The sequence below is a fragment of the Streptomyces physcomitrii genome, from assembly GCF_012273655.1.
GTDB lineage: Bacteria > Actinomycetota > Actinomycetes > Streptomycetales > Streptomycetaceae > Streptomyces > Streptomyces physcomitrii.
The window spans coordinates 40,747-67,205 of sequence record NZ_JAAWWP010000005.1 but is presented as its reverse complement, the minus strand read 5'-3'; the positions used below and the strand labels follow the sequence as shown (position 1 = coordinate 67,205).

General features: G+C 73.2%; 18 protein-coding genes and 1 pseudogene. 15 read left to right on the top strand and 4 right to left on the bottom strand.

The window, feature by feature from the left end; translation table 11 throughout:
* Positions 1-177 precede the first annotated feature (177 nt).
* A complete protein-coding gene (locus HFV08_RS10125; protein WP_168538033.1) occupies positions 178-2,556 on the bottom strand; it encodes a bifunctional SulP family inorganic anion transporter/carbonic anhydrase in 2,379 nt (792 codons plus the stop codon).
* Between the two features lie 390 nt (positions 2,557-2,946).
* Between HFV08_RS10125 and HFV08_RS10120 the strand changes: the two genes are divergently transcribed.
* Positions 2,947-4,191 (top strand): polysaccharide deacetylase family protein, encoded by a 1,245-nt coding sequence (locus HFV08_RS10120; RefSeq protein ID WP_168538031.1) that lies wholly within the window; start codon positions 2,947-2,949, stop codon positions 4,189-4,191.
* A gap of 96 nt (positions 4,192-4,287) precedes the next feature.
* On the opposite strand, the gene HFV08_RS10115 is transcribed toward HFV08_RS10120, so the two are convergent.
* A complete protein-coding gene (locus HFV08_RS10115) occupies positions 4,288-5,280 on the bottom strand; it encodes an ATP-binding protein (RefSeq protein ID WP_168538029.1) in 993 nt (330 codons plus the stop codon).
* Positions 5,281-5,373: 93 nt separating this feature from the next.
* Between HFV08_RS10115 and HFV08_RS10110 the strand changes: the two genes are divergently transcribed.
* Complete coding sequence (locus tag HFV08_RS10110; RefSeq protein WP_168538027.1) at positions 5,374-6,198, top strand: Fic family protein; 825 nt, start codon at positions 5,374-5,376, stop codon at positions 6,196-6,198.
* A 396-nt stretch (positions 6,199-6,594) separates the two neighbouring features.
* Here the strand turns inward: HFV08_RS10110 and HFV08_RS10105 are convergent, their stop codons facing one another.
* Complete coding sequence (locus tag HFV08_RS10105) at positions 6,595-7,428, bottom strand: HAD family hydrolase (protein ID WP_168538025.1); 834 nt, start codon at positions 7,426-7,428, stop codon at positions 6,595-6,597.
* A 563-nt stretch (positions 7,429-7,991) separates the two neighbouring features.
* Here HFV08_RS10105 and ssd point away from each other — a divergent pair.
* The 7 genes and pseudogenes from ssd to HFV08_RS10070 form a co-directional block, all read left to right on the top strand.
* Positions 7,992-9,113 carry a septum site-determining protein Ssd gene (ssd, locus tag HFV08_RS10100; RefSeq protein ID WP_168538023.1) on the top strand — a complete coding sequence of 374 codons (1,122 nt, stop codon included), beginning with the start codon at positions 7,992-7,994 and terminating at the stop codon, positions 9,111-9,113.
* A complete protein-coding gene (locus HFV08_RS10095; RefSeq protein WP_168538021.1) occupies positions 9,110-10,273 on the top strand; it encodes a TadA family conjugal transfer-associated ATPase in 1,164 nt (387 codons plus the stop codon). The genes ssd and HFV08_RS10095 overlap by 4 nt, the downstream gene beginning before the upstream one ends.
* On the top strand, positions 10,270-11,133 hold the full coding sequence (locus HFV08_RS10090; protein WP_168538019.1) for a type II secretion system F family protein: 864 nt from the start codon (positions 10,270-10,272) through the stop codon (positions 11,131-11,133). The genes HFV08_RS10095 and HFV08_RS10090 overlap by 4 nt, the downstream gene beginning before the upstream one ends.
* Positions 11,134-11,303: 170 nt before the next feature.
* Entirely contained in the window at positions 11,304-11,906 is a 603-nt protein-coding gene (locus tag HFV08_RS10085; RefSeq protein ID WP_376770597.1) for a type II secretion system F family protein, read from the top strand.
* 269 nt (positions 11,907-12,175) lie between these two features.
* Complete coding sequence (locus HFV08_RS32505) at positions 12,176-12,310, top strand: DUF4244 domain-containing protein (RefSeq protein WP_376770596.1); 135 nt, start codon at positions 12,176-12,178, stop codon at positions 12,308-12,310.
* Positions 12,300-13,085 carry a TadE family type IV pilus minor pilin gene (locus tag HFV08_RS32310; protein WP_168538013.1) on the top strand — a complete coding sequence of 262 codons (786 nt, stop codon included), beginning with the start codon at positions 12,300-12,302 and terminating at the stop codon, positions 13,083-13,085. Before HFV08_RS32505 ends, HFV08_RS32310 begins: the two co-directional genes overlap by 11 nt.
* Positions 12,970-13,434, top strand: a pseudogene (locus tag HFV08_RS10070) (Rv3654c family TadE-like protein); the annotation flags it as partial. The gene HFV08_RS32310 and the pseudogene HFV08_RS10070, both read left to right, overlap by 116 nt.
* Before the next feature lie 270 nt (positions 13,435-13,704).
* Here the strand turns inward: HFV08_RS10070 and HFV08_RS10065 are convergent.
* Entirely contained in the window at positions 13,705-16,311 is a 2,607-nt protein-coding gene (locus HFV08_RS10065) for a DNA 3'-5' helicase SftH (RefSeq protein ID WP_210430127.1), read from the bottom strand.
* 80 nt (positions 16,312-16,391) lie between these two features.
* Here HFV08_RS10065 and bldG point away from each other — a divergent pair, with 80 nt between their 5' ends.
* From bldG to topA, 6 genes are all read left to right on the top strand, one after another.
* On the top strand, positions 16,392-16,733 hold the full coding sequence (gene bldG, locus HFV08_RS10060; protein ID WP_040250126.1) for an anti-sigma factor antagonist BldG: 342 nt from the start codon (positions 16,392-16,394) through the stop codon (positions 16,731-16,733).
* Between the two features lie 104 nt (positions 16,734-16,837).
* A complete protein-coding gene (locus tag HFV08_RS10055) occupies positions 16,838-17,263 on the top strand; it encodes an ATP-binding protein (protein WP_168538010.1) in 426 nt (141 codons plus the stop codon).
* A gap of 698 nt (positions 17,264-17,961) precedes the next feature.
* Positions 17,962-20,382: a sodium-translocating pyrophosphatase gene (locus HFV08_RS10050; protein ID WP_168538009.1), complete on the top strand. Its 2,421-nt coding sequence runs from the start codon at positions 17,962-17,964 to the stop codon at positions 20,380-20,382.
* 215 nt (positions 20,383-20,597) lie between these two features.
* Complete coding sequence (locus HFV08_RS10045; RefSeq protein ID WP_168538007.1) at positions 20,598-21,179, top strand: small secreted protein; 582 nt, start codon at positions 20,598-20,600, stop codon at positions 21,177-21,179.
* Positions 21,180-21,258: 79 nt separating this feature from the next.
* Positions 21,259-22,833: a DUF7059 domain-containing protein gene (locus HFV08_RS10040; RefSeq protein WP_210430126.1), complete on the top strand. Its 1,575-nt coding sequence runs from the start codon at positions 21,259-21,261 to the stop codon at positions 22,831-22,833.
* A gap of 433 nt (positions 22,834-23,266) precedes the next feature.
* Positions 23,267-26,104: a type I DNA topoisomerase gene (gene topA, locus HFV08_RS10035; protein WP_168538003.1), complete on the top strand. Its 2,838-nt coding sequence runs from the start codon at positions 23,267-23,269 to the stop codon at positions 26,102-26,104.
* Positions 26,105-26,459: the final 355 nt, after the last annotated feature.

Here is a 26,459-nt window from a genome sequence, read left to right as displayed (position 1 = left end):
CTCCGATCCTGGCACCTCCGGCGGTACGGGTACAGGGGTACCGGACCGGGAGCACCCGTGTCCTGCCGGGCCGGACGGGGAGCGTGCCGGGAAAGCGCTGCCGCCGGCGACGGGGCGGTGCCTCCTGCCCCGGGTGCGCCGCGGCCCTCGCCTTCCTCCGTCTCTCCGTCTCTCCGGCTAGGCATGCACCCCTTCCCGTTCCCCGGGCGCCACCACGGAGAAGACCGGCTCCTCCCCGCTCAGCAGATATGCCTGGGCCTCGCCCACATGGAAGTACATGCCGTGCAGCGCGATCCTCCCCTCGGCCAGCCGCTTCGCCACCGACTCGTGCCGCCGCAGGTGCTCCAACTGCTGGACGACATTGCTGAGGCTGAGCAGTTCGGCGGCGTCCGCCGGCTCCCGCCCGGCCAGCCGTGGCCGCGGACCCTCGGCACCCTTCGCCCGTACGAGGCTGGGGAGCCCGTGCCGCAGCCAGCGTTCGAGCGGCGAGGACCCGCCCGCCGGTGGCGCGTTCAGCAGGGCGTGCATGGCGCCGCAGCCCGAGTGCCCGCACACCGTCACCGACTCCACTTCCAGTACGTCCACCGCGTAGTCGAGCGCGGCGGCCACCGAGTCGTCGCCGCCCTCCGCGCCCGGCGGCGGGACCAGATTGCCGACGTTGCGTACGACGAAGAGGTCGCCCGGGCCGCTGGAGGTGATCATCGAGGTGACCAGCCGGGAGTCCGCGCAGGTGAGGAAGAGCTGGGTCGGCCGCTGCCCTTCGCGCGCCAGGCGGGCCAGCTCCTCGCGCACCCGCGGGGCGGTGTCGCGCTGGAAGGCGCTGATCCCACTGGCGAGTTGCCGCCCCGAGCGCGCCGCCTCCGGAGTCCTCCCGGCTTCGGTGGCCTCCGTACCGCCGGCCGCGGTCGCCACCGGGGCCTCGGCCGCCGGTCTGCCCTTGTCCGTACGGTCGCAGTGGTGGTTGCGCCAGGCTGTCCAGGGGCGGCAGCAGGAGAGGACCGCCCGGGAAGGTTCGGCGATCCGTCCTCCGGAGCGGGCGCTGATCTCGGCCGTGCCGCCCTGGGAGCGGTGGGAGTGCTGCCAGTCCTGGAGGGATTCGTAGGCGGCGTGGTCCATGAAGGAGCCGTCGAGTTCGACCAGGGCGTCCGCGCCGCGCGGCACCAGGTGCAGGACGCGGCTGAGCCGGGGGACGGCCAGGAAGGTCAACTGGCCGCGGACCCGCACATGATGCCTGCCCCCGGTGTCCTCCTCGTGGGTGATACGGGTGCGGCTGAGCCGGTGCAGCGCGACGGCGACCGCGGTGGCGATGCCGAGACCGACCCCTTCGAGGACGCCGAGCAGGATCACACCCGCCGCGGTCACCGCGTACACGGCCACCTCGCGGTGCCTGGTGACCGTACGGATGTGGTTGATGCTCACCATCTGCACCCCCACGGCCATCACCAGGGCGGCGAGGGCGGCGAGCGGGATCAGGTCGAGCACGGGCACCAGGACCAGCGCGGCGAGGACGATCCAGACTCCGTGCAGCACCGTGGAGTTGCGGCTCACCGCGCCCGCCCGGACATTGGCCGAGCTGCGGACGGCGACTCCGGTCACGGGCAGGCCGCCGAGTGCCCCGGAGACCATGTTGGCCAGGCCCTGGCCGCGCAGCTCGCGGTCGAGGTCGGCCCGGGGGATGTGCATCCGCGGCTCGGGGCGGGCGGTGGTGAGCTTGTCCACCGCGACGGCCGAGAGCAGCGATTCCACGCTGGCGACCAGGGTGATGGTGAGCACCGCCGCGAGCAGGCCGAGCACCGGGCCCTCGGGCAGATGCGGCAGGGCGTGGCTGGACCACGAGGGCAGGTCCACCCGAGGCAGCCGCAGTCCGGCCAGCGAGGCGAAGGCGGTGGACGCCGCGACCGCGGCCAGGGCGGCCGGGACCGGCCGGGCGATACGGCCGAGGCCACCGGGCAGGCGGGACCAGCCGAGGAGCACCAGGAGGGTGAGCGCGCTGGTGGCCAGCGCCGCGGGATGCACCCGGGCCAACTGGCCGGGCAGGGACCCCAGATTGGCGAGCACCGAGCTCTCCGGGGTGCCGCCGAGGACGATGTGCAGTTGGGCGAGGGCGATGGTGACGCCGATGCCCGCGAGCATGCCGTGCACGATGGCAGGGCTCACGGCCAGGGCTGACCGCGCCACCCGCAGGAAGCCGAGCGCCAGTTGGGCCGCTCCGGCGAGCACGGTGATGGCGCAGGTGGTGCGCCAGCCGTAGTGCTGGATGAGCTCGGCGGTCACCACGGTGAGTCCGGCGGCGGGGCCGCTGACCTGGAGCACCGAGCCGCCGAGCCGCCCCGCCACCAGGCCGCCGACGGCCGCGGCCACCAGGCCCGCCTGCAATGGGGCGCCGGTCGCCAGGGCGATGCCGAGGGAGAGCGGCAGGGCGATGAGGAAGACCGCGATCGAGGCCGAGATGTCGGCGCCCGCGAGGCGCGGGCCGCGCGGGCGCGGGGGGCCGTGCGGGCTCTGGCCGGAGGCGGTGGGGGAGGTGTCGGGCAAGGGGCGTGGGCTGAGGTTCATGGGCCCGTCTCTTCAGGAGTGGCGCGGTCGCGTGGGTGCTCGGAGGTCCCTGCTGAGAAGAGGGACGGCGCGGCCGTGGAACACCGCGTGCGGTGAGGTGGGGCAGTGGTGGGATGTCTCAACATTCAGTAAATGGACCGTAATGCAGAGTAAAGACGGGGGTCGAACATTTTCGGCATTCAGTCCAGATCTTCACCCGCGGGTGTGAATAGGTGTGTTGATCGGCTGGTCGGCCCGAACTGCCCCGGCAGGCATGCGAGGTTGGCGGCTCCCCGCCCTCCCGGGAGCCCTTGACGGCCGCGCTCCCCCGCAGAAGTGCCCGGGCCGCCGCGGGCGCAGGACTCCGGCCGCGCGCGAGGGGGCGACTCCCGGAAAGAAGGTGGGCGAACCATGGCCGCCCTCGGCACAGGCGTACGACGGCTCGGCCTCGCCGCGGTCTTCGCGGCGGCGCTGGCGGGCTGCTCCGGGCCACCGCCCGACCCCGCCCGCGACACCCCGGATTCCCGGGCGGGCGCCTCGGCCCACCCCGTACGCCTGCTCGGCGACGGCTCGACCTCGTACACCGGCCCGCAGCCCGCGCTGCCCCGGCCCGTCCGGCTCGCGCCCGGGCGGCGGCCCCCGCAGTTCGTGGTCTTCACCTGGAGCGGTGTCATCGAAGACGACCGCCGCCTGTTCTCCCACTTCCGCCAGGTCGCCAAGGACAACGGCGCCCGGATGACGTACTTCCTCAGCGGCCGGGACCTGCTGCGGGGCCTTCCGCCCGGTGCCGGCGGCGGTCCGCCCCGGCGGCCCGCCCGTCGCGTGGCGGCGGCGCCCGCCCGGTCCACGGTCCGCGACACCGTGCGGCAGCTGCGCGGCGCCTGGCTCGGCGGCAACGAGATCGGCACCCTCCTCACCGGCCGCCCCTGCCGAGGCCGGAACGGTCCGGACACGGCACAGTGGAGGGTCGAACTCGCCCGCACCCGCTCCCTCGTACGGAACTGGAAGACGCGCGCCGCCCTGCCCGACGAACCCGCCCTGCCCTTCGACTTCGACCGGGAACTCACCGGCGCCCGCACCCGCTGCCCCCAGGGCAGGGCGAGCTTCCTGCCCCTCGCGCGCGGACTCGGCCTGCGCTACGACAGCAGCGGCGCCGCCGGACAGGTCTGGCCGCGTAAGGCGGACGGGCTGTGGGACCTGTCCGTGCGCCGGGTCCCGCTGCCGGGTGGCGGCCTCCAGGTCCCGGCCACCGACCGGGACTTCATGGTCCGGCAGTCCGGCGGCCCGCAGGGCGACCCCGACCGGCAGGCGTACTGGGGCGACCAGTTCCGCGACGGGCTGCTCCAGGGCTTTCGCCGCGCCTACCGGGGCAACCGCGCGCCCCTGATCGTCGGCAACCACTTCGAGGACTGGAACGGCGGCGCCTACACCCGGGCCGTCGAGGAGGCGATGGGGCGTCTGTGCCCGCAGCGCGAGGTGCGCTGCGTGTCCCTGCGGCAACTCGCCGACTGGCTCGACGCCCAGGACCCGGAGCTGCTCGCCGGGCTCCGGAAGCTGCGGACCGGCCAGGCACCGCCACGCGGCTGGTCCCGCTATCTCGCCGCCCGCCCGGTGCGCACGCCGAGCGGCGCCCCGGGCGGACCCGCGCACCCCTGACCGCGCCCGGACCGTACGCACCCGCACCCGCGGCCCGCCGAAACCGCACCCGGCCGGCCGCCCGCGGCGCGCGGCTCAGCCGGGCTGCACCCCGGCTCAGCCCGGCTGCACCACGGCCTGCTGCTCGCCCAGGACGAAGTCGGGGTCGACCTGTGCGGTCAGGTCGGTGCCGGTGCGGTCGTTGGCCCAGCTCTGGGCGTTGCGCAGATGGAAGTGCACCATCTGCTGGGTGTAGCGGGCCCAGTCCCGCGCCTCGTAGGTCTCGTCGGCGGCGGCCTGAAGAGCCGCCAGGGCCTGCTTGTTGACGTCCTCCAGGAGCGAGAACCGCGGCGGACGGCCCTTCTCCATGGCGCACACCCACTCCGAGTACCCCGCGGTCACCAGCAGGTCGTCCCCCACCTCCGCCCGCAGGAAGTCGAGGTCGTCCTGCCCCCGGACCTTGTTGCCGACGACCCTCAGCGTGATGCCGAAGTCGCGGGCGTACTCCTTGTACTGGCGGTAGACGGCGACGCCCTTGCGGGTCGGCTCGGCCACCAGGAAGGTCATGTCGAACCGGGTGAACATGCCGGAGGCGAAGGAGTCGGAGCCCGCGGTCATGTCCACGACGGCGTACTCCCCGCGGCCGTCCACCAGGTGGTTCAGGAACAGCTCGACGGCGCCGGTCTTGGAGTGGTAGCAGGAGACGCCGAGATCCGAGTCGGTGAAGGGGCCCGTGACCATCAAACGCGCGGTCCCGCCGTCGAGTTCCACCCCCCGCGCGCAGGCGTCGTACACGGGGTTGTTCTCGCGGATCCGCAGCAGCCGCGAGCCGTCCCCTGGCGGGGTCGTCTTGATCATCGTGGCGGCCGAGAAGATGCGCGGATTCGAACCGCGCAGATAGTCCTTGATCATGGTGAGCCGCGCGCCCATGGCGGGCAGCGCGGCCGCCTCGTCCTCGTCGAGCCCGAGCGCGACGCCGAGGTGCTGGTTGATGTCGGCGTCCACCGCGACGACCGGGGCGCCGGTGGCGGCGAGATGACGGATGAAGAGAGAGGACAGCGTGGTCTTGCCGCTGCCGCCCTTCCCCACGAAAGCGATCTTCATGTTCATCAACATAGGCCGCCCCGCCGCCCGGACCCGCACCGGCGTGAAGAAGACCACTCCTTCGAGGGGCGCGGGCGGCGGTTGCGTAGGGTCGTCCCCATGAGTACGACTGACCCGCTCGCCGCGCTCGGTTCGCTGCCCGGCGTCGCCGATTCCGTGGAGTCCGTGCGCAAGTCCGTGGACCGCGTGTACGGGCACCGGATCATGCGGCGCCGCAGCAACGAGATCACTTCCGAGGCGGCGCTGCGCGGGGCGCGGGGCTCCGCCGCGCTCGCGGGCGCCGACTGGGCGCTCGAAGAGGTGCGGCGGCGGACCGACTTCAGCGCCGACCCCGAGGCGCGCGTCGTGGGCGCGGCCCTGCGGTTGACGGCGGAGGCCGGGCAGCTGCTGTCGATCTGGCGGCAGTCGCCGCTGCGGGTCCTCGCGCGGCTGCACCTCGTCGCCGCCGCGGACGACTCCGGGCAGGTGGGCCGCCCGCGCCAGCCCGGCGAACCGGTCGACGAGGAGCTGTTCGACGGGTCCGGCGAACTGCCGCTGCCGGGCGCCGACGAGGTGGCCGGGCGGCTTGAGGGCCTGGCCCAGCTGATCATCGCGGGCGGTCAGGCTCCGGCGCTGGTCACCGCCGCCGTGGTGCACGGCGAACTGCTGACCCTGCGCCCCTTCACCTCGCACAACGGCCTGGTGGCGCGCACCGCCGAGCGCATCGTCCTGGTGGGCAGCGGACTCGACCCCAAGTCCATCGCCCCCTGCGAGGTGGGCCATGCCGAGCAGGGCGCCGCCGCGTACCGCGAGGCACTCGACGGCTACGCCTCCGGCACGGGCGAGGGCATGGCGGCGTGGATCGCGCACTGCGGTCGCGCCGTGGCACTGGGCGCCCGGGAGTCCACCGCGGTCTGCGAGGCCCTGCAGCGCGGGGCCGCCTGAGAGGCAGGACGAGTCCCGGCGCCGGGAGCGGCCCGCGGGGACCGGAGCCGGGCAGAAGAATGCGGCGGTACGAGATCTCGTACCGCCGCTGGCATGTCCACCGGGTTACCAAGCGTCCTCGAAGATGTGCCCATCAGGCCGGGATCTTCGCCCGTCACCTGGTGCGGCTGGCCCGTATTCGACGGGTCGACGTCGCGTGGGTGCCCAGTCTCCATGCGCGGTCCGTGGGGCCTGAATGCGTGGTGAGGTGATCCTCTCGGATGTCCCTGGTCTCGCGGGCCGTTGACTCCTTTGTACTCCGGTCCGGGGGCAAGCGGAAGCCGGGCCGCCACTTCTTTGCCTTCCGGCGCGGACGGGCCCGGGTGTTCTCGCCGCCGGCCCCCGCGGCGGCGGTCCTCAGACGGTCCCGCGGCGTCGGCTCGCGTACCAGACGATCCCGGCCGTGGCCGCCGCCGCGCCCACCGCTGCCGCCGCCATCAGGGCGGGGCGCGGCGGCACCGGGATCCGCTGCTTGAGGCGCACCGGCCGGTGGAAGTCGAGTACGGGCCACTCGCGGGCGGCGGCCTCCCGCCGCAGCGTCTTGTCGGGGTTGACCGCGTGCGGACGGCCGACCGATTCGAGCAGCGGGAGGTCGGTCGCCGAGTCGCTGTAGGCGTAGCTGCGCGCCAGGTCGTACCCCTCCGATTCGGCGAGCTCGCGGACGGCCTCCGCCTTGGTGGGGCCGTAGGCGTAGTAGGCGATCTCGCCGGTGAAGCAGCCGTCCTCGCCCACGACCATCCGGGTCGCGACGACCCGGTCGGCGCCGAGCAGTTCACCGATGGGCTCCACGACCTCGGCGCCGGAGGTGGAGACGATCACCACGTCCCGGCCCGCGGTGTGGTGCTCCTCGATGAGGGAGGCCGCCTCCTCGTAGATGATCGGATCGATGAGGTCGTGCAGCGTCTCGGCGACGATCTCCTTCACCTGCTGCACGTTCCATCCGCGGCACAGCGCGGACAGGTACGCGCGCATCCGCTCCATCTGGTCGTGGTCGGCGCCGCCGACGAGGAAGACGAACTGCGTGTACGCGGTACGCAGCGCCGCCCTCCGATTGATGAGCCCTCCCTGGTAGAAGGACTTGCTGAAGGTGAGCGTGCTCGACTTGGCAATGACCGTCTTGTCCAGGTCGAAGAAGGCCGCTGTCCGGGGCAAGGAGTGGTTTTCCACACGCTGAGCATATGCGCCCGCCATTCGGCGTAAGGTGTGGCGCGTGTGTTTGCCTGAGAAGGCCCTCGGGTACACCATGAAGGTCACGGATCGTTCGCGACCGTGCTAACCCGGTCCGGCTCCTCCCCCCCCGAGTCGGCCGTGGGGACGACCCCCGCTCTCCCCCCCCGGCGGGGGTCGTCGCATGTCCGGATGGGTTTTCCTCCGATCGCCTCCGCGGTGCTCCCCTCTACGCGCGTCCGCGCGCTCCTCGCGCGCCCGGCGCCGCCCTCACCATGATCCGTGACTGTGCGTGAGGGGTTCCGGGGTGCCGAATAAGGCTCCGGACTCCCCCGAACGGGTCGGGGAGTTATTCACCTCCGTCGAGTTATCCACAGGTTTTTACCAAGATCCACAAGATTTCCCGGATGCCTGCACGGTGATTCCTGCGCGTCCTGCTTGCGAAGTTCACGAGCGGTTCGGTTTGCCGTGGCCCGGATGTCCCAAGGGATTCGGGGCCCGGCGAAAACCGTCCGCCCGTCCTTTTGCCGGCCAGGGCCGCGGGCTCGACGGGGAGCCCGCGGGGGACGCGGCGAAGGGCGGGAGACATGGCAGGAACCGGGGTGCACGAGCACCGTCCGGCGGCCGAGGGACGCCGGGACGGACCGCTGATCGTCACCGAGGACATGGCGCTCCTCGACGACCTGCTGCGGCTGTGCGCCGCGGCGGGAGCGGAGCGCCCGGTGGTGCACCACGGCGTGCCCCCGGCGCGCGGCACCTGGGAGTCCGCTCCACTCGTCCTGGTCGGGGACGACGCGGCGGGCCGGGTGCGCTCGGCCCGCCGCAGAGGCGGAGTGGTCCTGGTCGGCCGGGACCAGGACGACGCGGGCGTCTGGCGGCGAGGGGTCGAGATCGGCGCCGACCATGTGCTGGTGCTGCCGGGGGACGAGCGGTGGCTGGTGGACCGCATCGCCGACGCCGCGGAGGGCACCGGCCGCCCGGCGTTCACGGTCGGCGTCCTCGGCGGCCGGGGCGGCGCCGGGGCCTCCACCCTGGCCTGCGCCCTGGCCGTGACCGCGGCACGGGACGGGCGGCGCACCCTGCTCGTCGACGCCGATCCACTCGGCGGCGGCCTCGACGTACTCCTCGGCGGCGAGGGCGCCGAAGGGCTGAGATGGCCCGCCTTCACCGAGTCCCGCGGCCGGGTCGGCGGCAACGCCCTGGAGGAGTCCCTCCCCGAACTGCACTCGCTGCGCGTCCTGAGCTGGGACCGCGGGGAGACCGTCAGCGTCGCTCCCGAGGCGGTACGGGCGGTGCTCGCCGCGGCCCGCAGGCGGGGCGGCGTGGTCGTCGCGGACCTGCCGAGGCGGGTCGACGAGAGCGCGGGCGAGGTGCTCACCCAGCTCGACCTGGGCCTGCTCGTGGTCCCGGCGGAGCTGCGCGCCGTCGCCGCGGCCCAGCGCATCGCCGCCGCCGCGGGCATGCTGCTGCGCGATCTGCGGGTGGTGGTGGCGCCGCCCGGGCACGGCACCAGCGGCGTCGGCGGACTCGCCGCCGATGAGGTCGCCCAGCTGCTCGGACTCCCGCTCGCGGGTGAACTACCGCTCGAAAAGGGCCTGTTGGCGGCACAGGAGAAGGGGCGCCCACCCGGTGGCGACGCGCGCGGACCGCTGGCCCGCTTCAGCCGCCGGTTCTGGGCGCAGGTCCCGGTGGCCGGAGGCGCGGCATGAGCGCGGTCGTCGGCGCGAAGATGCTGGACGGGGTGCGGCAGTGGCTGGCCGAGAGCGGCTGCGAACCGACACCGGCCCGGGTCGCGGAGGCCCTGCGCGCCCAGGGCCGCCTTCTCGGCGACGCCGAGGTCCTCGGCACCACCGACCGCCTGCGCGCGGAGCTGATCGGCGCCGGCCCGCTGGACCGCCTGCTCGCCGATCCCGAGGTGACCGACGTACTGGTCTCGGCGCCGAACCGCGTCTGGGTCGACCGCGGCACCGGACTCGAACTCACCGAGGTCACCTTCCCCGACGCCGCCACCGTGCGCCGCCTCGCCCAGCGCCTGGCCGCCGTCGCGGGACGCCGGCTCGACGACGCCCGGCCCTGGGTGGACGCCCGCCTGCCCGACGGGACCCGGCTGCACGCGGTGCTGCCACCGGTCGCGGTCGGGGCGACCTGCCTCGCCCTCAGGGTGGTCAGGCCCCGCGCGTTCACCCTGGACGAACTCGTCGCCGCGGGCACCGTCCCACCGGGCGGCGACCGCATCCTCAGGGCACTGCTCGACGCCCGCCTCTCGTATCTCATCAGCGGCGGTACCGGCTCGGGCAAGACGACCCTGCTCGCCGCCCTCCTCGGCCTGGTCGGACCCGGCGAACGCATCGTCCTCGCCGAGGACTCCGCCGAACTGCGCCCCGAGCACCCGCACGTGGTGCGCCTCGAAGCCCGGCCCGCAAACCAGGAGGGGGCCGGACTCGTCACCCTCCAGGACCTGGTGCGCCAGGCGCTGCGGATGCGCCCCGACCGGCTGGTGGTCGGCGAGGTGCGCGGCCCCGAGGTGGTCCACCTCCTGGCCGCGCTGAACACCGGGCACGAGGGCGGTTGCGGCACCGTGCACGCCAACGCGGCAGCCGATGTCCCGGCCCGCCTCGAAGCGCTCGGCACCGCCGCGGGCCTGGACCGGGCGGCACTGCACAGCCAGCTGGCCGCGGCCCTGTCCGTGGTCATCCACCTGGTCCGCGACCGCGGCGGTCGCAGACGCCTCGCCGAGGTGCATGTCCTCAGACGGGATGCCTCCGGACTCGTCGAGACCGTCCCCGCGCTCCGCTGGGGCACCAAGGGCTTCTCCTACGAGGCGGGCTGGCCCCGGCTCGAAGCACTCCTCCTGAAGGGCGCCTCATGAGCCAGGGCGGGGTGTGGGGCGCGGCCTGTGCCGGAGCCTGCTGCGCCGGTGGGGCCGCCTGGCTGGCCACCGGGTCACGCACCGGGGTGCGCAGACTCCGCCGACTGTGCGGGGCGCGGACCGGTTTCGCGCCGGGCCGCCTGCTGCGCGAGCGGCTGACGCCACGGCTGCGGGGCCGGGCGGGCGGCGAGTGGTGGTGCCTGGTGGCCGCCGCCGCGCTCGCGCTGCTCGGGCGCTCGCCGCTGCCCCTGGTCCTCGGCGGCCTGTGCCTTCCGGCGGTACGGCACGGCCTGCGCACCTCGGCCGCACGCGCCCGGCGGGAGCGCGGGGCCGAGGCGGTGGTCGCGCTCTGCGGAGTCTTCGCGGGCGAGGTGCGTGCCGGACGGCAGCCGCCCGGTGCCCTCGTCCTCGCCGCCCGGGAGACCGGCGGCCTGGGCGCGGCACGGGCGCCGGTGATCGCCGCGGCACGCTTCGGCGGCGACGTCCCGGCGGCCCTGCGGACGGCCGCGCGGCAGGAGGGCGCCGAGGGCCTGCTCGGACTGGCCGCCTGCTGGCGGGTGGCCGTGGACCGGGGAGCGGGCCTGGCCGCGGGCGTACAGCGGCTGGAGCGGGCCCTGCGCGAGGAGCGGGCCCAACGAGCCGAACTCCGCGCCCAGTTGGCCGGAGCCAGATCGACCGCGGCGCTGCTCGCCGGGCTTCCGGTGATGGGACTGCTCCTCGGCAGCGCCCTCGGCGCGCGCCCGCTGGACGTCCTGCTGCACCGCCCGGCGGGCCTCGCCTGCCTCGCCGTGGGGGTCTCGCTGGAGGCCGCGGGCCTCTGGTGGGCGCTGCGGATCGTGCGCGGAGCGGAAGAGCAATGAAAGTTATCCACAGCCTGGGGGTGGTCTTGTGCGTGATGACAGTGGCCTGGTGCATGGTGGCCTCGACAACGGAGCGGAGGCGTCGGCGGCACAGCAGGCGCCGCCTGACAGCGGTCCTGGGCGTACGGACGAAGCCGCGCCCGGGAGCGCGGTCGGCCCGGAGCCGCGCGGTGCTGCGGCGCTGGGTGCCGGTGGTCGGAGCGGTCTGTGCCGGGTATGTGGTGTTGGGCGGCCCGCTGGGACTCCTGGCGGGTCTGGCGGGTGGCTGGCTGTGCTGGCGGCGGCAGCGCGGGCCCGGCCCGGAGCCGGACTTCGACGCGGCACGCGCCGCACGGGAACTCCCGCTGGCCGCCGACCTGCTGGCCGCCTGCATCGCCGCCGGAGCCGCCCCGGTGGAGGCGGCGCAGGCGGTGGGGGAGTCGATGGACGGCCCGGTGGGGACACGCCTGTCCTCCGGCGCGGCCCAACTGCGCCTCGGCGGCGGCCACACCGGCGCCTGGCAGCGGCTCGCGACGCTGCCGGGGGCGAGACCGCTGGCTCGGCTCCTGGAGCGCGCGGGCGAGTCGGGTGCCCCGGCTGCCGAGGCGGCGGCCCGCCTGGCGGCTGAGACCCGTGCCGAGTGGGGACGCGCGGCCACCGCCCGCGCCCGCCGCGCCGCGGTCCTCGTCACCGCTCCCGTCGGCCTGTGCTTCCTGCCCGCCTTCGTGGCGATCGGGGTGCTGCCCGTGGTCATCGGGCTGGCGGGTGGGTTGTTGAGCGCAGGCGGCGGATGACCGTACGCGCTCCGGCGGGGGCGGTGCCCCCGACGCGGGCACCGCGGCGGAGGCGGCGACAGCGCGACCTCCGCGGATCCGCGGAGACAGCGATCCGGGACCAGCGGCCCGAGACGGCCGCCCGAGACAGAGATCAGAGAACCGAGACAGCGACGCAGGACAGGGGTTCATTCATGGGGGTTGAGATGTACCGAGCGATGTACGGAGCGCGGAGGACGGGCGTACGCGTGCGGGCCGTAAGGGCGCGAGCCCGGTGCCGGGACGCGGGAATGGTCACCTCGGAGTACGCGATGGGCCTGATCGCGGCGGTGGGCTTCGCGGGGCTGCTCTACAAGGTGATCACAAGTGCCGCGACCCGCAAGGCACTTCAGGACATCGTAGAGAAGGCGCTCCATGCGCTGTGAGGCCGGGCGGCGGCCCAGGCGGGAAGCGGAGGGCGCGCGCCACCGGGCGGGACGGGGAGCCCCGCGCCGCCGGGCGGGACCGGGAGCCCCTGACCAGGGTCTCGTCACCGCCGAGACCGCGGTGGTCCTGCCCGTGCTGGTGGCCTTCGTCGCGGGCCTCCTGTGGCTGCTCCTGGCCGCCGGGGCCCAGCTCCAGTGCGTGGACGCCGCCCGGGCGGGGGCTCGGGCCGCGGCACGGCAGGAGCCCGAGGAGGCCACCGTCGCGGCGGTGAAGGAAGCGGCGCCGCGGGACGCCCGCGTGGAGATCCGGCGCGAGGGCGAACTCGTGAAGGTCAGGGTCACCGCGACCTCGCCCGGGCCCGACCCACTGGCGGTGCAGCTCACGCACGAGGCGGTGGCCTTCGCGGAGGAGATGGTCGGGCAGCGCGGCGACACGGGTGAGCAAGGCGAGATAGGCGGGATGGGCGGGATGGGCGACAGAGGTCGGCCCAGCAGCGCGGGCGAGTACGGCGACGCGGGCCAGTACGGCGACGCCGGGCGGAACGGCGGCAGGGGGCGGAACGGCGGCACGGGGCAGAACGGCAGTCGCGACCAGGACGGCGGTCTCGGACGGAACGAGGCAGAGGGCGGGGTGGTGATGGGTGGTGACGTATCCGCCCATGCCGAGGACCCAGCCGTTCACGAACCGAACGGGACGGCATCGACAACAGCCAGGAGAGCGGGGGCAGGTGACGAAGACGGGATACCGGCGGGCGGGCGGCTCCCGCATCGGTAGGCCGACGGGCAGGGCCGCTCCGCAAGGCATCGGTGCACCCCCGCAGCGGGACCGCGGTTCGGCAACGGTCTGGGCCCTCGCGGCACTTACCTGCTTGTGCGTGGTGTGCGGAGCCTTCCTGGCGATGGGCCAGGCCATGGTCGTCCGCCACCGGGCCGCCGGAGCCGCGGACCTCGCGGCCCTGGCAGCCGCCGACCACGCCGGAGCGGGGCGGCAGCCCGCCTGTGCGAGCGCCGCCGAAGTGGCCCGCGCCCAGGGCGCCCGGCTCCTGCGGTGCGAAGTCCAAGGCGAGGTCTCGGATGTGACCGCGGCTTCCGGTGCGGGCTTCTTCCGCGCCGAAGCCCGAGCGAGGGCGGGTCCGGCGGGTGCACCGACGGATCACCGGGAAACACCGGCCACAGATCCCGGCCGTATCCGAACAGGCTGCGAGGCCTGCACAGGCACATGCACGGACAGGGAACCATCCACAACGGACAGGGAGACAGGCCCAAAGGACAGGGAGGCATGCACAGAGGAGCGCACGGACACGGCGGCCATGCGGACAGGGAGGCATGTACAGAAGTGCGCACGGACACGGCGGCCCGCCCGTAGGCGAAGCCCGCCCGCTCGCGGACTGCCCTCAACCGGCCCCGGACTGAGGCCCTCCGCCCCCGGCCACCACATCGCTGGGCTCGGCGTCGATCTCCGTACCGCTCGGCTCGGCGTCTATCTCCGTCAGAGCCCCCGTCTCCGCCCCCGTTTCCGCCGGGGCCTCGGTCGCCGTCTCGGTCCCGGTCTCCGCCCCCGCACCCCGCAGCAGCACCGTCAGGAGTCGGACCGCGCCCGCCTTGTGCAGGGGGTCGTTGCCGTTGCCGCACTTGGGGGACTGGATGCAGGACGGGCAGCCGCTCTCGCACTCGCAGGAGGTGATCGCCTCGCGCGTGGCCGTCAGCCAGTCGCGGGCCGTGTGGAAGGCCCGTTCGGCGAAGCCCGCCCCGCCGGGGTGGCCGTCGTAGACGAACACCGTGGGCAGCAGGGTGTCGGGATGCAGGGGCACCGAGACGCCGCCGATGTCCCAGCGGTCACAGGTGGCGAAGATCGGGAGCATGCCGATCGAGGCGTGCTCGGCGGCGTGCAGGGCACCGCCCAGGATCTCCGGTGGGACCCGGGCGGCGTCCAGTTGGTCCTCGGTCACCGTCCACCAGACGGCCCGGGTCCGCAGGGTGCGGGGAGGCAGGTCGAGCTTGGTCTCGCCGAGCACCTCGCCGGTGAGCAGCCTGCGGCGGAGGAAGGAGACGACCTGGTGGGTGACTTCGACGGAGCCGTAGCACAGGCGGCCCTCGCCCCAGGGGACTTCGGTCTCGGTCTCCAGGACGGAGACCGCGGTGGTGTCCCGTGCCACCGTCGAATACGGCGGGCTGGCCTCCTCCACCAGGGCCACCGCGTCCTCCAGGTCCAGGCGCCGGACCAGGTAGGTGCGGCCCTGGTGCAGGTGGACCGCGCCCTCGTGGACGGTGCCGTGCGCGGCCGAGGCGTCCACCGTGCCGAGGAGGCGGCCGGTGCCCTCCTCGACGATCTGCACCGGGCTGCCGCTCTCCCCGCGTATGCCGGTGAGGTCGGCGGCGCGTTCCCGGCGCGTCCAGTGCCAGGCGCGGGCGCGGCGGCGCAGCAGCCGGGCGGCTTCGAGCTGCGGCATCAAGCCCGGTGCCGCGGGGCCGAAGAGAGCCAGGTCCTCGTCGGCCAGGGGGAGTTCGGCCGCCGCCGCGCAGAGGTGGGGGGCGAGGACGTAGGGGTTGTCGGGGTCCAGGACGGTCGACTCGACGGGGCGCCGGAAGAGCGCCTCGGGATGGTGCACCAGATAGGTGTCCAGCGGGTCGTCCCGGGCGACGAGCACGGCCAGGGCGCCCTCGCCGGAGCGTCCCGCGCGGCCCGCCTGCTGCCACAGCGAGGCGCGGGTGCCCGGGTACCCGGCGATGAGGACGGCGTCCAGCCCGCTGACGTCGACGCCGAGTTCCAGGGCGGTGGTGGCGGCGAGACCGAGCAACTCGCCCGAGTGCAGGGCCCTTTCGAGACTCCGGCGCTCCTCGGGCAGATAGCCGCCACGGTAGGCGGCCACGCGCCGGGACAGGGCGCGGTCGACCTCGGCCAGGCGTTCCTGGGCGATGACGGAGATGAGCTCCGCCCCGCGGCGGGACCGTACGAAGGCGACCGAGCGCACGCCCTGCACGGTCAGGTCGGTGAGCAGCTCGGCGGTCTCGGCGGTGGCGGTGCGCCGGACCGGGGCGCCCTTCTCGCCGCGCAGGTCGGTGAGCGGGGGCTCCCAGAGGGCGAAGACGAGTTCGCCGCGGGGGGAGGCGTCGTCGGCGACCTCGCGCACCTCCAGGCCGGTGAGGCGGCCCGCGGCGACGGAGGGCTCGGCGGCGGTCGCCGAGGCGAGGAGGAAGACGGGCTCGGAGCCGTAGCGGGCGCACAGGCGGCGGAGGCGGCGCAGCACCTGGGCGACGTGCGAGCCGAAGACGCCCCGGTAGGTGTGGCACTCGTCGACGACCACGAAGCGCAGGGCGCGCAGGAAGGAGGACCAGCGGGGGTGGGAGGGGAGGATGCCGCGGTGCAGCATGTCCGGGTTGGTCAGCACGTAGTTGGCGTACTGGCGCACCCACTCGCGCTCCTCGACGGGGGTGTCGCCGTCGTACACGGCGGGCCGGACGGCCTTGCCGAGCGGGTCGGCCAGCTCCTTCACGGCACGGCACTGGTCGGCGGCGAGGGCCTTGGTGGGCGCCAGGTACAGCGCGGTCGCGCCCCGCCCGTTGGGGGCCTCGGAGCCGTCCAGGAGGGTGCTGAGCACCGGTACCAGGTAGGCGAGCGACTTGCCGGAGGCCGTACCGGTGGCGACGACGACGGAGTTCCCGTCCAGGGCGTGCTCGGCGGCCTCGGCCTGGTGCACCCAGGGGTGCTCGATTCCGGCGGACTGCACCGCGGCGATGATCTCTGGCCGGATGCGGTCGGGCCACACTGCATGGCGGCCCGCACGAGGGGGCAAGTGCTCCGTATGGGTGATGCGCGAAGTGCGGCTCGGGCCCGGTGCCAGGCGGTCCAGGACCGCCTTCGGGTCGAGCCGTTTCGGAGTGTGGTCCTGGCCTGTACGGGCAGGATGATTCTCGGCCATCGGCACCGAGTCTGTCACTGACGTGCCGGACAATGGGCAGAAGGCGTCGTGCATGCCCGCTTGTAAGTGATTGAATGCCATCGCGGCTGGCGATCCGTCTTGGGGGGTCATGCCGAGGTGTCCCTAGGGCGACCGCTCGAGAGCAAGGTGCTGGAGGATTCGTGGACCTGTCCCTGTCGACCCGTACCGTCGGCGATCGCACGGTCGTCGAGGTCGGTGGCGAAATCGATGTGTACACCGCGCCCAAGCTGCGTGAGCAGCTGGTCGAGCTGGTCAATGACGGGAGTTTTCATCTCGTCGTCGACATGGAGGGCGTGGACTTCCTCGACTCCACCGGTCTCGGCGTGCTCGTGGGCGGACTGAAGCGCGTGCGTGCCCATGAGGGTTCGCTGCGTCTCGTCTGCAACCAGGAGCGCATTCTGAAGATCTTCCGGATCACCGGACTGACGAAGGTCTTCCCGATCCACCAGTCGGTCGAGGAAGCGGTAGCTGCCACCGACTGAGATCCTGGTGTCGCTCCGGGCCGTGTGCCCGGGGCGGATCAGCCGGGGGACCGGGCCCTGGGCCCGGCCCCCTGACAGTTCGTCCGTACATCCGAGGGGGATGGATGGCCACCGTTGAGCTCCGCTTCAGCGCGCAGCCCGAGCACGTCAGGACCGCCAGGCTCGTGGCGGCCGCGGTGGCGCGCCGTGCCGGAGTGGACGAGGCCGTACTGGACGAGGTGCGCCTCGCCGTCGGTGAGGCGTGCAGCCGTGCCGTGGGCCTCCATCAGGCGAGCAGTATCGCGGCCCCCGTGCATGTGCAGTTGATCGAGGACGAGAAGCAGTTCTCCATCGAGGTGGGCGACGAGGCACCCAGCGGCGGCGACTCCGCCTCCGGTGCCGGGGACGGCGACGCCGAGAGCGAGGACGAGATGGGTCTCGCGGTCATCAGCGGACTCGTCGACGACGTCGAGGTCTCCGCCGGTGAGAACGGCGGCCTCATCCGGATGTCCTGGCCCACCACGCCCGACCACCCCGAGCCCGTCGCCTGAGTGGTCCCGCCCTCGCTCCCGCACTGAGCCCCGCTCCGGCGCCCTCGTGCTGAGCCCCGCTCCGGCCGCCTCGCCGCCCGGCCCTTGCCGGACCACACTCCTCCGTATCTCCACACCTCCGAGCCACCCGCGCTCCGGGACTCCTCCGCGCGAGCCCGTATGAGCCCGCACGAGTCCGCATGAGCCCGTATGGGCCTGTATGAGCCAAAGCCCCGGCGCCCTTCGTACGAGCCGCTGAGCCTCATGAGCCGTACGGGCCGCCGCACGAGCCGGTAGGGCCCTCCTCCTCCGTACGGCTCAGCCCCACCGTCCGGGTTCTGTTGCCTACGCTCCGGAACGGTCGGCGCGCGGGGCGGCCGTCTTCCGGGCGGCGGTGGGCCCGCGCCGGTGGGTGGTGGAGCGCGAGTGGCGGGGGCCGCCTCACGGGTCTTCCGGGGGCGAAGCGGCACCGTCCGGAACGGCAGTGCACAGCCATGAACAGCGGTTACCGCTTCCGTGCCGGTCCTGCGAATTCCGGCGGGCGGGGGCGCTCAATGCTTTAGGGGCATTAGCACGTTCGGGCTGTTCTCGGCGGAGTGATCGATTTCCGGGCCCCTCACGGGCAGTAATTCCTATTGCAGTGCTCTGTATTGATGAGTGCCCGGTCCCTAGAATCTTCGTCCACATCGTGAGCTCGGCCCCAGCGTCAAGGAGGACGAATGGCGGGGCTATCCCTCCCACAGCGGTTCGACCATTCCCACACTCTCGCAGCCGCGGAACTGACCGACGGCAACCGGCTCATCGTGATCCTCATCGGCGCCGTGGCGCTCGCGGCCCTGGTGGTCGCCGCGGTGCTGGTCCGGCAGGTCCTGGCGGCGGGCGAGGGCACCGACAGCATGAAGAAGATCGCCGCCGCGGTCCAGGAAGGCGCGAACGCCTATCTGGCCCGGCAGTTGAGAACACTCGCGGTTTTCGCGGTGGTGGTGTTCTTCCTGCTCATGCTGCTGCCCGCGGACGACTGGAATCAGCGGATCGGCCGGTCGCTGTTCTTCCTCATCGGCGCGGCATTCTCCGCGGCCACCGGCTATATCGGTATGTGGCTCGCGGTGCGCAGCAATGTGCGTGTGGCGGCTGCGGCGAGAGAGGCGACTCCCGGAGAAGGGGAAGCGCCGAAAGATCTCACCACTGTTTCGCACCGGGCGATGAAGATCGCATTTCGCACCGGTGGAGTGGTGGGCATGTTCACGGTCGGCCTCGGCCTGCTCGGTGCCTCCACCGTCGTGCTCGTCTACGCGGCGGACGCGCCCAAGGTGCTCGAAGGCTTCGGCCTCGGGGCGGCCCTGATCGCGATGTTCATGCGGGTCGGCGGCGGCATCTTCACCAAGGCCGCCGATGTCGGCGCGGACCTCGTCGGCAAGGTCGAGCAGGGCATCCCCGAGGACGATCCGCGCAACGCCGCCACCATCGCCGACAACGTCGGTGACAACGTCGGCGACTGCGCGGGCATGGCGGCGGACCTCTTCGAGTCCTATGCCGTGACCCTGGTGGCCGCGCTGATCCTCGGCAAGGTGGCCTTCGGGGACGCGGGGCTCGCCTTCCCGCTGATCGTTCCGGCGATCGGTGTGGTGACCGCGATGATCGGCATCTTCGCGGTGGCGCCCCGGCGTTCCGACCGCAGCGGGATGTCCGCCATCAACCGCGGCTTCTTCCTCTCCGCGGTGATCTCGCTGGTGCTGGTGGCCGCGGCCGTCTACGCGTACCTGCCGTCCTCGTACGCCGATCTGGACGGGGTCACCGACTCCGCGATCAGCGGGAAGGACGGCGATCCGCGGCTGCTCGCGCTGATCGCGGTGGCGATCGGCATCGTGATGGCCGCGCTCATCCAGCAGTTGACCGGCTACTTCACCGAGACCAGCCGCCGTCCGGTGCGCGACATCGGCAAGTCCTCGCTCACCGGGCCCGCGACCGTCGTCCTCGCCGGGATCTCGCTCGGCCTGGAGTCGGCGGTCTACACGGCGGTCCTGATCGGGCTCGGGGTGTACGGGGCCTTCCTGCTCGGCGGCACCTCGATCATGCTGGCGCTGTTCGCGGTGGCGCTCGCCGGTACCGGGCTGCTGACCACCGTCGGCGTCATCGTCGCGATGGACACCTTCGGTCCGGTCTCCGACAACGCGCAGGGCATCGCCGAGATGTCGGGCGACGTCGAGGGCGCGGGCGCGCAGGTGCTCACCGACCTCGACGCGGTCGGCAACACCACCAAGGCGATCACCAAGGGCATCGCGATCGCGACGGCCGTGCTCGCCGCGGCGGCGCTCTTCGGCTCGTACCGCGACGCCATCGTGAGCGCGGCGGACGACGTCGGGGAGAGCGTCAGCGGCAAGGACGCGCCGCTGAACCTGCTGATGGACATCTCGCAGCCGAACAACCTGGTCGGCCTGATCGCGGGCGCGGCGGTCGTCTTCCTCTTCTCCGGGCTCGCCATCAACGCGGTCTCGCGCTCGGCGGGCGCGGTGGTCTACGAGGTGCGGCGGCAGTTCCGCGAGAAGCCCGGGATCATGGACCACACCGAGACGCCGGAGTACGGCCGGGTCGTCGACATCTGCACCAAGGACGCCCTGCGGGAGCTGGCCACGCCGGGACTGCTCGCGGTCATGGCGCCCATCGCGGTCGGCTTCACCCTCGGCGTCGGCGCGCTCGGCGCCTATCTGGCCGGGGCGATCGGCACCGGCACCCTGATGGCCGTCTTCCTCGCCAACTCCGGTGGCGCCTGGGACAACGCCAAGAAGCTCGTGGAGGACGGGCACCACGGCGGCAAGGGCAGCGAGGCGCACGAGGCGACCGTCATCGGCGACACCGTCGGCGACCCCTTCAAGGACACCGCGGGCCCGGCGATCAACCCGCTGCTGAAGGTGATGAACCTGGTGGCGCTGCTCATCGCGCCCGCGGTGGTGAAGTTCAGCTACGGCGAGGACGCGAGCGCGGGCGTGCGCGCGCTGATCGCCGTGGTCTCGCTGCTCGTCATCGTCGGCGCGGTGTACGTCTCCAAGCGCCGCGGCATCGCCATGGAGGACGGCGAGGAGACGGCGGGCGGCGGCCCCGACCGGCCGGCGCGGTCGGCGGGGGCGGCCCCCGTGCCGTAGTCCGGACCGGGGCGGCCCCGGCGACCCGGGCGAGCCGACTCGGCGTCAAACGGCGGGCGGAGAGCGCGAATTGACGCGCCCTCCGCCCGTCGCGGTTTCCGTGGAACCCCGTGAGGCTTCTCTCCCTTGGTGCAAATGGCTGCAATAGCGGTCATATCACTGGCACGACGCGCGGATGTCGCCCACTTGGCGTGTAAGTTCCGGGGCCGAGAGCCATGGAAGGGACCAAACCGGTGAACAAGAAGCTTGCTGCCGCACTGTCCGGCGGTGCGGTACTCGTACTGGCGCTGTCGGGTTGCGGCGACGACAAGAACGAGGAACTGGACAAGTGGGCCAAGTCCGTCTGCGATGACGTCCAGCCGCAGGCCCGGAAGATCGAGGACGCCAACGCGGCCATCCAGAAGCAGACCTCGGACAACAGCAGCCCGAAGGACGTCCAGAAGACCGACTCCAAGGCCTTCCAGGACATGTCCGACGCGTACAAGGCGATCGGCAAGGCGGTCGACGATGCGGGCGCCCCGCCGGTGGACGGCGGCGAGGACAAGCAGAAGAACGCGGTGAAGGAGCTGAACGGCATCTCGAAGTCGTACGGCGACCTCAAGACGCGGGTGGACAAGCTCGACGCCGGTGACCAGTCGAAGTTCGCGGACGGCCTCAAGGGCATCGCCACCGAACTCGACAAGCTCAGCAAGAGCGGCAACAACGCCCTGCAGGACCTGGAGGAGGGCGACGTCGGCAAGGCGATGGCGAAGCAGGAGAGCTGCAAGAACGCCTCCGCGCCGCCCGCTGGCAGCTGACCCGGGCTTCCGCCGGCGCGCATCCGGACCCGCGGGCCCGGATGCGCGTCCGCGCGAGGGCCGCCGCCGAGCGGACACAATGGGGCGCGTGAGTACTTCCCGCCGCACACCGCTGCCCTCATCCGACCGCACCGACGTGGCCGCGCGGCTGCGCGAGGCGCTGCTCGCCTGCGACTTCACCGCGGACGGCCTGCTCGAACTCCTCGGCGCGCCCGCCTACGCGGCGCTCGCCCGCAGCGAGACGGTGCCCGCGCTGCACGCCACCCGCGGGGACTCGCCGCTCGAAACGCTCGTCCGGCTCTTCCTGCTCCAGCAGCCGGTGCCAAGGGAGAGCGCCGCCAAGTCGCTGCCGGTGGCGGACTGCCTGGCCGGCGGCTGGCTGGTGCCGGCCGGCGAGGGCGAGGTGGCCGCGGTCGTCGACGTACGGCCCTACGGCGGTCCCGCGGGCGAGGACTGGTTCATTGTCTCCGACCTGGGCTGCGCGGTCGGCGGGGCGGGCGGCATCGGCAGCGCCGACGAGGGCGTCGTCCTCGGCGTGGGCGGCGCCTCCACCACGCTGGCGCAGCTCACGGTGCGCACCCCGGTGGACTCCGCCCTCGACCTCGGCACCGGATCCGGCGTCCAGGCCCTGCACGCGACGCGGCACGCGACCCGGGTGAGCGCCACCGACGTCAACCCGCGTGCGCTGGAGATCACCCGGCTGACCCTGGCGCTCTCCGGGGCGGCCGAGGCGGATCTGCTCCGGGGCTCGCTCTTCGACCCGGTGGGGGAGCGCACCTTCGACCTCGTCGTCTCCAATCCGCCCTTCGTGATCTCGCCCGCGGGGCCCTTCGGCGACGAACCGGCGGGATCCGGCGAGCAGGGCGCGGGGCGGCTCGTCTACCGGGACGGCGGGATGAACGGGGACGATCTGTGCCGGACGCTCGTTCAGCAGGCGGGGGAGCGGCTCAACGAGAGGGGGTACGCGCAGTTTCTGGCCAACTGGCAGCACATCGAGGGCGAGGAGTGGACCGAGCGGGTCCGCTCCTGGGTGCCGCGCGGCTGCGACGCCTGGATCGTGCAGCGCGAGGTCCAGGACATCACCCAGTACGTGGAGCTGTGGCTGCGGGACGCCGGGGCGCACCGCGGCGATCCGGCCCGGTATGCCGCGCGCTACGACGCCTGGCTCCAGGAGTTCGAGGCGAGCGGCACCAAGGCGATCGGCTTCGGCTGGATCACGCTGCGCCGCAACGCCACCGCCGAGCCCTCGATCACCGTCGAGGAGTGGCCGCACCCCGTGGAGCAGCCGCTCGGCGACACGGTGCACGCCCACTTCATGCGGCAGGACTATCTGCGGGCGCATGACGACGCCGCCCTGCTCGAAGGGCACTTCCGGCTCGCCGCCGAGGTCGTGCAGGAGCAGATCGGCCTGCCCGGGGCGGAGGACCCCGAGCACGTCGTGCTGCGCCAGCACCGGGGCATGCGCCGGGCGACCGAGGTGGACACCGTCGGCGCGGGCTTCGCCGGGGTCTGCGACGGCAGCCTGAGCGCGGGCCGGATCCTGGACGCCATCGCCCAACTGCTCGGCGAGGACCCGGTGCTGCTCCGCGACCGCACCCCCGCGCAGATCCGCCTCCTGGTCGAGCAGGGATTTCTGGAGCCCGTGGCGGGCTGACCGGCCGCCGCCGCCCGCCGCCGGATGTGAACCCGGTCGCATCCGCCGGGCCCGCCGCGGCGGCCTCCCTCCCCGCTCGGCTGCCGGTCCCCGCGGACGGGTTTCCGGCATTTCCCGCGGACCCGGCGGCCCCGGCCACCGGGGAGCGGGCCACCGCCCCGGCCGCGGTCCTGACCAGGCCCAGGGCCCTCGCCGGGCGGTCTGCGGCGAGGCGGGGAAGGGGTGCGCTCCGCCCGCTCCCCGGGTGGCCGGCGGACGGCCCGTGCGGCAGAAACGCCGGTAGTCGGGTTACCGTTCGAGTGGCCGTTGCGGGCTTTTCCCGTTTGACACGGGGGCGGGCTGTACCGTCACACTCCGCAGCGTCGCACCAAGACCGCCCCCCGGCCCCAGGGCCGAGCGGGGAGCCACAGCGCCGACGGAGAGAAGAGCGAAGTTGTCCCCGACCAGCGAAGCCGCGCAGGGCGGCCGCCGACTCGTCATTGTCGAGTCGCCTGCCAAGGCGAAGACGATCAAGGGCTATCTCGGCCCCGGGTACGTCGTCGAGGCAAGCGTCGGGCACATCCGCGACCTTCCCAACGGTGCCGCCGAGGTCCCGGACAAGTACACGGGTGAGGTGCGCCGCCTCGGCGTCGACGTGGAGCACGACTTCCAGCCCGTCTACGTCGTCAACGCGGACAAGAAGGCGCAGGTCAAGAAGCTCAAGGACCTGCTGCGCGACTCCGACGAACTCTTCCTCGCCACCGATGAGGACCGCGAGGGCGAGGCCATCGCCTGGCACCTGCAGGAAGTGCTCAAGCCCAAGATCCCCGTCCACCGGATGGTCTTCCACGAGATCACCAAGGACGCGATCCGCTCCGCCGTCGCCAACCCGCGCGAGCTGAACAAGAAGCTCGTCGACGCCCAGGAGACCCGCCGCATCCTCGACCGCCTCTACGGCTACGAGGTCTCGCCGGTCCTGTGGAAGAAGGTCATGCCGCGGCTCTCGGCGGGCCGCGTCCAGTCGGTGGCCACCCGCCTGGTCGTCGAGCGGGAGCGCGAGCGCATCGCCTTCCGCTCCGCCTCGTACTGGGACCTCACCGGCACCTTCGCCACCGGCCGCGCGGGCGACGCCTCCGACCCGTCCACCCTGGTCGCCCGGCTCGCCGCGGTCGACGGCAAGCGGGTGGCGCAGGGCCGCGACTTCGACTCGCTCGGCAGGCTCAAGAGCGACACCCTCCACCTGGACGAGGCGAACGCCCGCGCGCTCGCCGCCGCCCTGGAGCAGACCGCGTTCGCGGTCCGCGCCGTCGAGTCCAAGCCGTACCGCCGCTCGCCGTACGCGCCCTTCCGCACCACCACCCTCCAGCAGGAGGCCAGCCGCAAGCTCGGCTTCGGTGCGAAGTCGACGATGCAGATCGCGCAGAAGCTGTACGAGAACGGCTTCATCACCTATATGCGTACGGACTCCACGACCCTCTCCGAGACGGCCGTGGGCGCCGCCCGGGCGCAGGTCACCCAGCTGTACGGCGCCGACTACCTGCCGGAGAAGCCGCGCACCTACGCGGGCAAGGTCAAGAACGCCCAGGAGGCGCACGAGGCGATCCGCCCCTCGGGGGACCGTTTCCGCACCCCGGCCGAGACCGGCCTGAGCGGCGACCAGTTCAGGCTGTACGAGCTGATCTGGAAGCGCACCGTCGCCTCCCAGATGAAGGACGCGACCGGCAACAGCGTCACCGTCCGCATCGCGGGCACCGCCGCGGACGGCCGGGACGCCGAGTTCACCGCCTCCGGCAAGACGATCACCTTCCACGGCTTCCTCAAGGCCTACGTCGAGGGCGCGGACGACCCCAACGCCGAGCTGGACGACCGCGAGCGCCGCCTGCCCCAGGTGAACGAGGGCGACGCGCTCTCCGCCGAGGAGATCACCGCCGACGGGCACGCCACCAAGCCGCCCGCCCGCTACACCGAGGCCAGCCTGGTCAAGGAGCTGGAGGAGCGGGAGATCGGCCGCCCCTCCACGTACGCCTCGATCATCGGGACGATCCTGGACCGCGGCTACGTCTTCAAGAAGGGCACCGCGCTCGTCCCCTCCTTCCTCTCCTTCGCGGTGGTCAACCTCCTGGAGAAGCACTTCGGGCGGCTGGTCGACTACGACTTCACCGCCCGCATGGAGGACGACCTCGACCGCATCGCGCGCGGCGAGGCGCAGGCCGTGCCGTGGCTGCGCCGCTTCTACTTCGGTGAGGGCGAGGGCACCGGGGTCGCGGCCGAGGCCGGCAACGGCGACGGCGACCACCTCGGCGGCCTCAAGGAGCTCGTCACCGACCTCGGCGCCATCGACGCCCGGGAGGTCTCCTCCTTCCCGGTCGGCAACGAGATCGTGCTCCGGGTCGGCCGCTACGGCCCGTACATCGAGCGCGGCGAACGCGACAGCGAGAACCACCAGCGGGCCGACATCCCCGAGGACCTCGCGCCCGACGAGCTGACCGTCGAGATGGCCGAGGAGCTGCTCGCCCGGCCCAGCGGCGACTTCGCGCTCGGCACCGACCCGGTCAGCGGCCACGAGATCGTCGCCAAGGACGGCCGCTACGGCCCGTACGTCACCGAGGTGCTCCCCGAGGGCACCCCGAAGACCGGCAAGAACGCCGTGAAGCCGCGGACCGCCTCGCTCTTCAAGTCGATGGCGCTCGACACGGTCACCCTTCAGGACGCGCTCCGGCTGATGTCGCTGCCGCGGGTGGTCGGCACGGACGCCGAGGGCGTGGAGATCACCGCGCAGAACGGCCGCTACGGCCCATATCTGAAGAAGGGTACGGACTCGCGCTCGCTGCAGAGCGAGGACCAGATCTTCGGCATCACCCTCGACGAGGCCCTCGCGATCTACGCCCAGCCCAAGCAGCGGGGCCGCGCCGCCGCCAAGCCGCCGCTGAAGGAACTGGGCGAGGACCCGGTCAGCGGGAAGCCGGTGGTGGTCAAGGACGGCCGCTTCGGCCCGTACGTCACCGACGGCGAGACCAACGCGACGCTGCGGTCCGGCGACAGCGTCGAGGAGATCACCGCCGAGCGCGGCTTCGAACTGCTCGCCGAGAAGCGCGCCAAGGGCCCGGCCAAGAAGACCGCGAAGAAGGCGGCGAAGAAGGCCCCGGCCAAGAAGACGGCGGCGAAGAAGACGGCCGCCAAGAAGACCACCACGGCGAAGAAGACCGCCGCGAAGAAGACGACCACGGCGAAGAAGAGCACCGCCAAGAAGGCGACGGCCGCCAAGACCACCACCGGCGGTTCCGAGGACTGACCCCTCGGGGCCGGCCTCGGGCCCGCGCCCGCACGCCTGCGACTTCGGCCGCCTCCGCACTCCGGTGCGGGGGCGGCCTTGTCGTCGGCCGGGCGGGTCCGGGGCGTCGGCTGGGCGAATCGGCGGGGCGTACGCGAGCGGGGTGCGCGCGGGCGTATGGCGGTGGCAGGCGCGGGGCGTGCGCGAGAACTGGCCACTCGGGCGTGCGCGATCCGCGCGTGCGCCGGGGCCGGTTTGCGAGCGCACTCCCGCCCGGACCGCGGGCACCTCGCGTCCGGTTCGCGCAGGGCAGCCCCCTTTGGCCCGTGCGGGCGGGCCGAAACGGAGAGAAGACGTGCACATGTTCGGACGGGCC

Bases quoted from the DNA above. Each gene is read 5' to 3' on its own strand.
- HFV08_RS10125 (WP_168538033.1), bottom strand. From the start codon at position 2,556: ATGAACCTCAGCCCACGCCCCTTGCCCGACACCTCCCCCACCGCCTCC.
- HFV08_RS10120 (WP_168538031.1), top strand. From the start codon at position 2,947: ATGGCCGCCCTCGGCACAGGCGTACGACGGCTCGGCCTCGCCGCGGTC.
- HFV08_RS10115 (WP_168538029.1), bottom strand. From the start codon at position 5,280: ATGAACATGAAGATCGCTTTCGTGGGGAAGGGCGGCAGCGGCAAGACC.
- HFV08_RS10110 (WP_168538027.1), top strand. From the start codon at position 5,374: ATGAGTACGACTGACCCGCTCGCCGCGCTCGGTTCGCTGCCCGGCGTC.
- HFV08_RS10105 (WP_168538025.1), bottom strand. From the start codon at position 7,428: ATGGCGGGCGCATATGCTCAGCGTGTGGAAAACCACTCCTTGCCCCGG.
- ssd (WP_168538023.1), top strand. From the start codon at position 7,992: ATGGCAGGAACCGGGGTGCACGAGCACCGTCCGGCGGCCGAGGGACGC.
- HFV08_RS10095 (WP_168538021.1), top strand. From the start codon at position 9,110: ATGAGCGCGGTCGTCGGCGCGAAGATGCTGGACGGGGTGCGGCAGTGG.
- HFV08_RS10090 (WP_168538019.1), top strand. From the start codon at position 10,270: ATGAGCCAGGGCGGGGTGTGGGGCGCGGCCTGTGCCGGAGCCTGCTGC.
- HFV08_RS32505 (WP_376770596.1), top strand. From the start codon at position 12,176: ATGGTCACCTCGGAGTACGCGATGGGCCTGATCGCGGCGGTGGGCTTC.
- HFV08_RS32310 (WP_168538013.1), top strand. From the start codon at position 12,300: ATGCGCTGTGAGGCCGGGCGGCGGCCCAGGCGGGAAGCGGAGGGCGCG.
- HFV08_RS10065 (WP_210430127.1), bottom strand. From the start codon at position 16,311: ATGGCATTCAATCACTTACAAGCGGGCATGCACGACGCCTTCTGCCCA.
- HFV08_RS10055 (WP_168538010.1), top strand. From the start codon at position 16,838: ATGGCCACCGTTGAGCTCCGCTTCAGCGCGCAGCCCGAGCACGTCAGG.
- HFV08_RS10050 (WP_168538009.1), top strand. From the start codon at position 17,962: ATGGCGGGGCTATCCCTCCCACAGCGGTTCGACCATTCCCACACTCTC.
- HFV08_RS10045 (WP_168538007.1), top strand. From the start codon at position 20,598: ATGGAAGGGACCAAACCGGTGAACAAGAAGCTTGCTGCCGCACTGTCC.
- HFV08_RS10040 (WP_210430126.1), top strand. From the start codon at position 21,259: ATGGGGCGCGTGAGTACTTCCCGCCGCACACCGCTGCCCTCATCCGAC.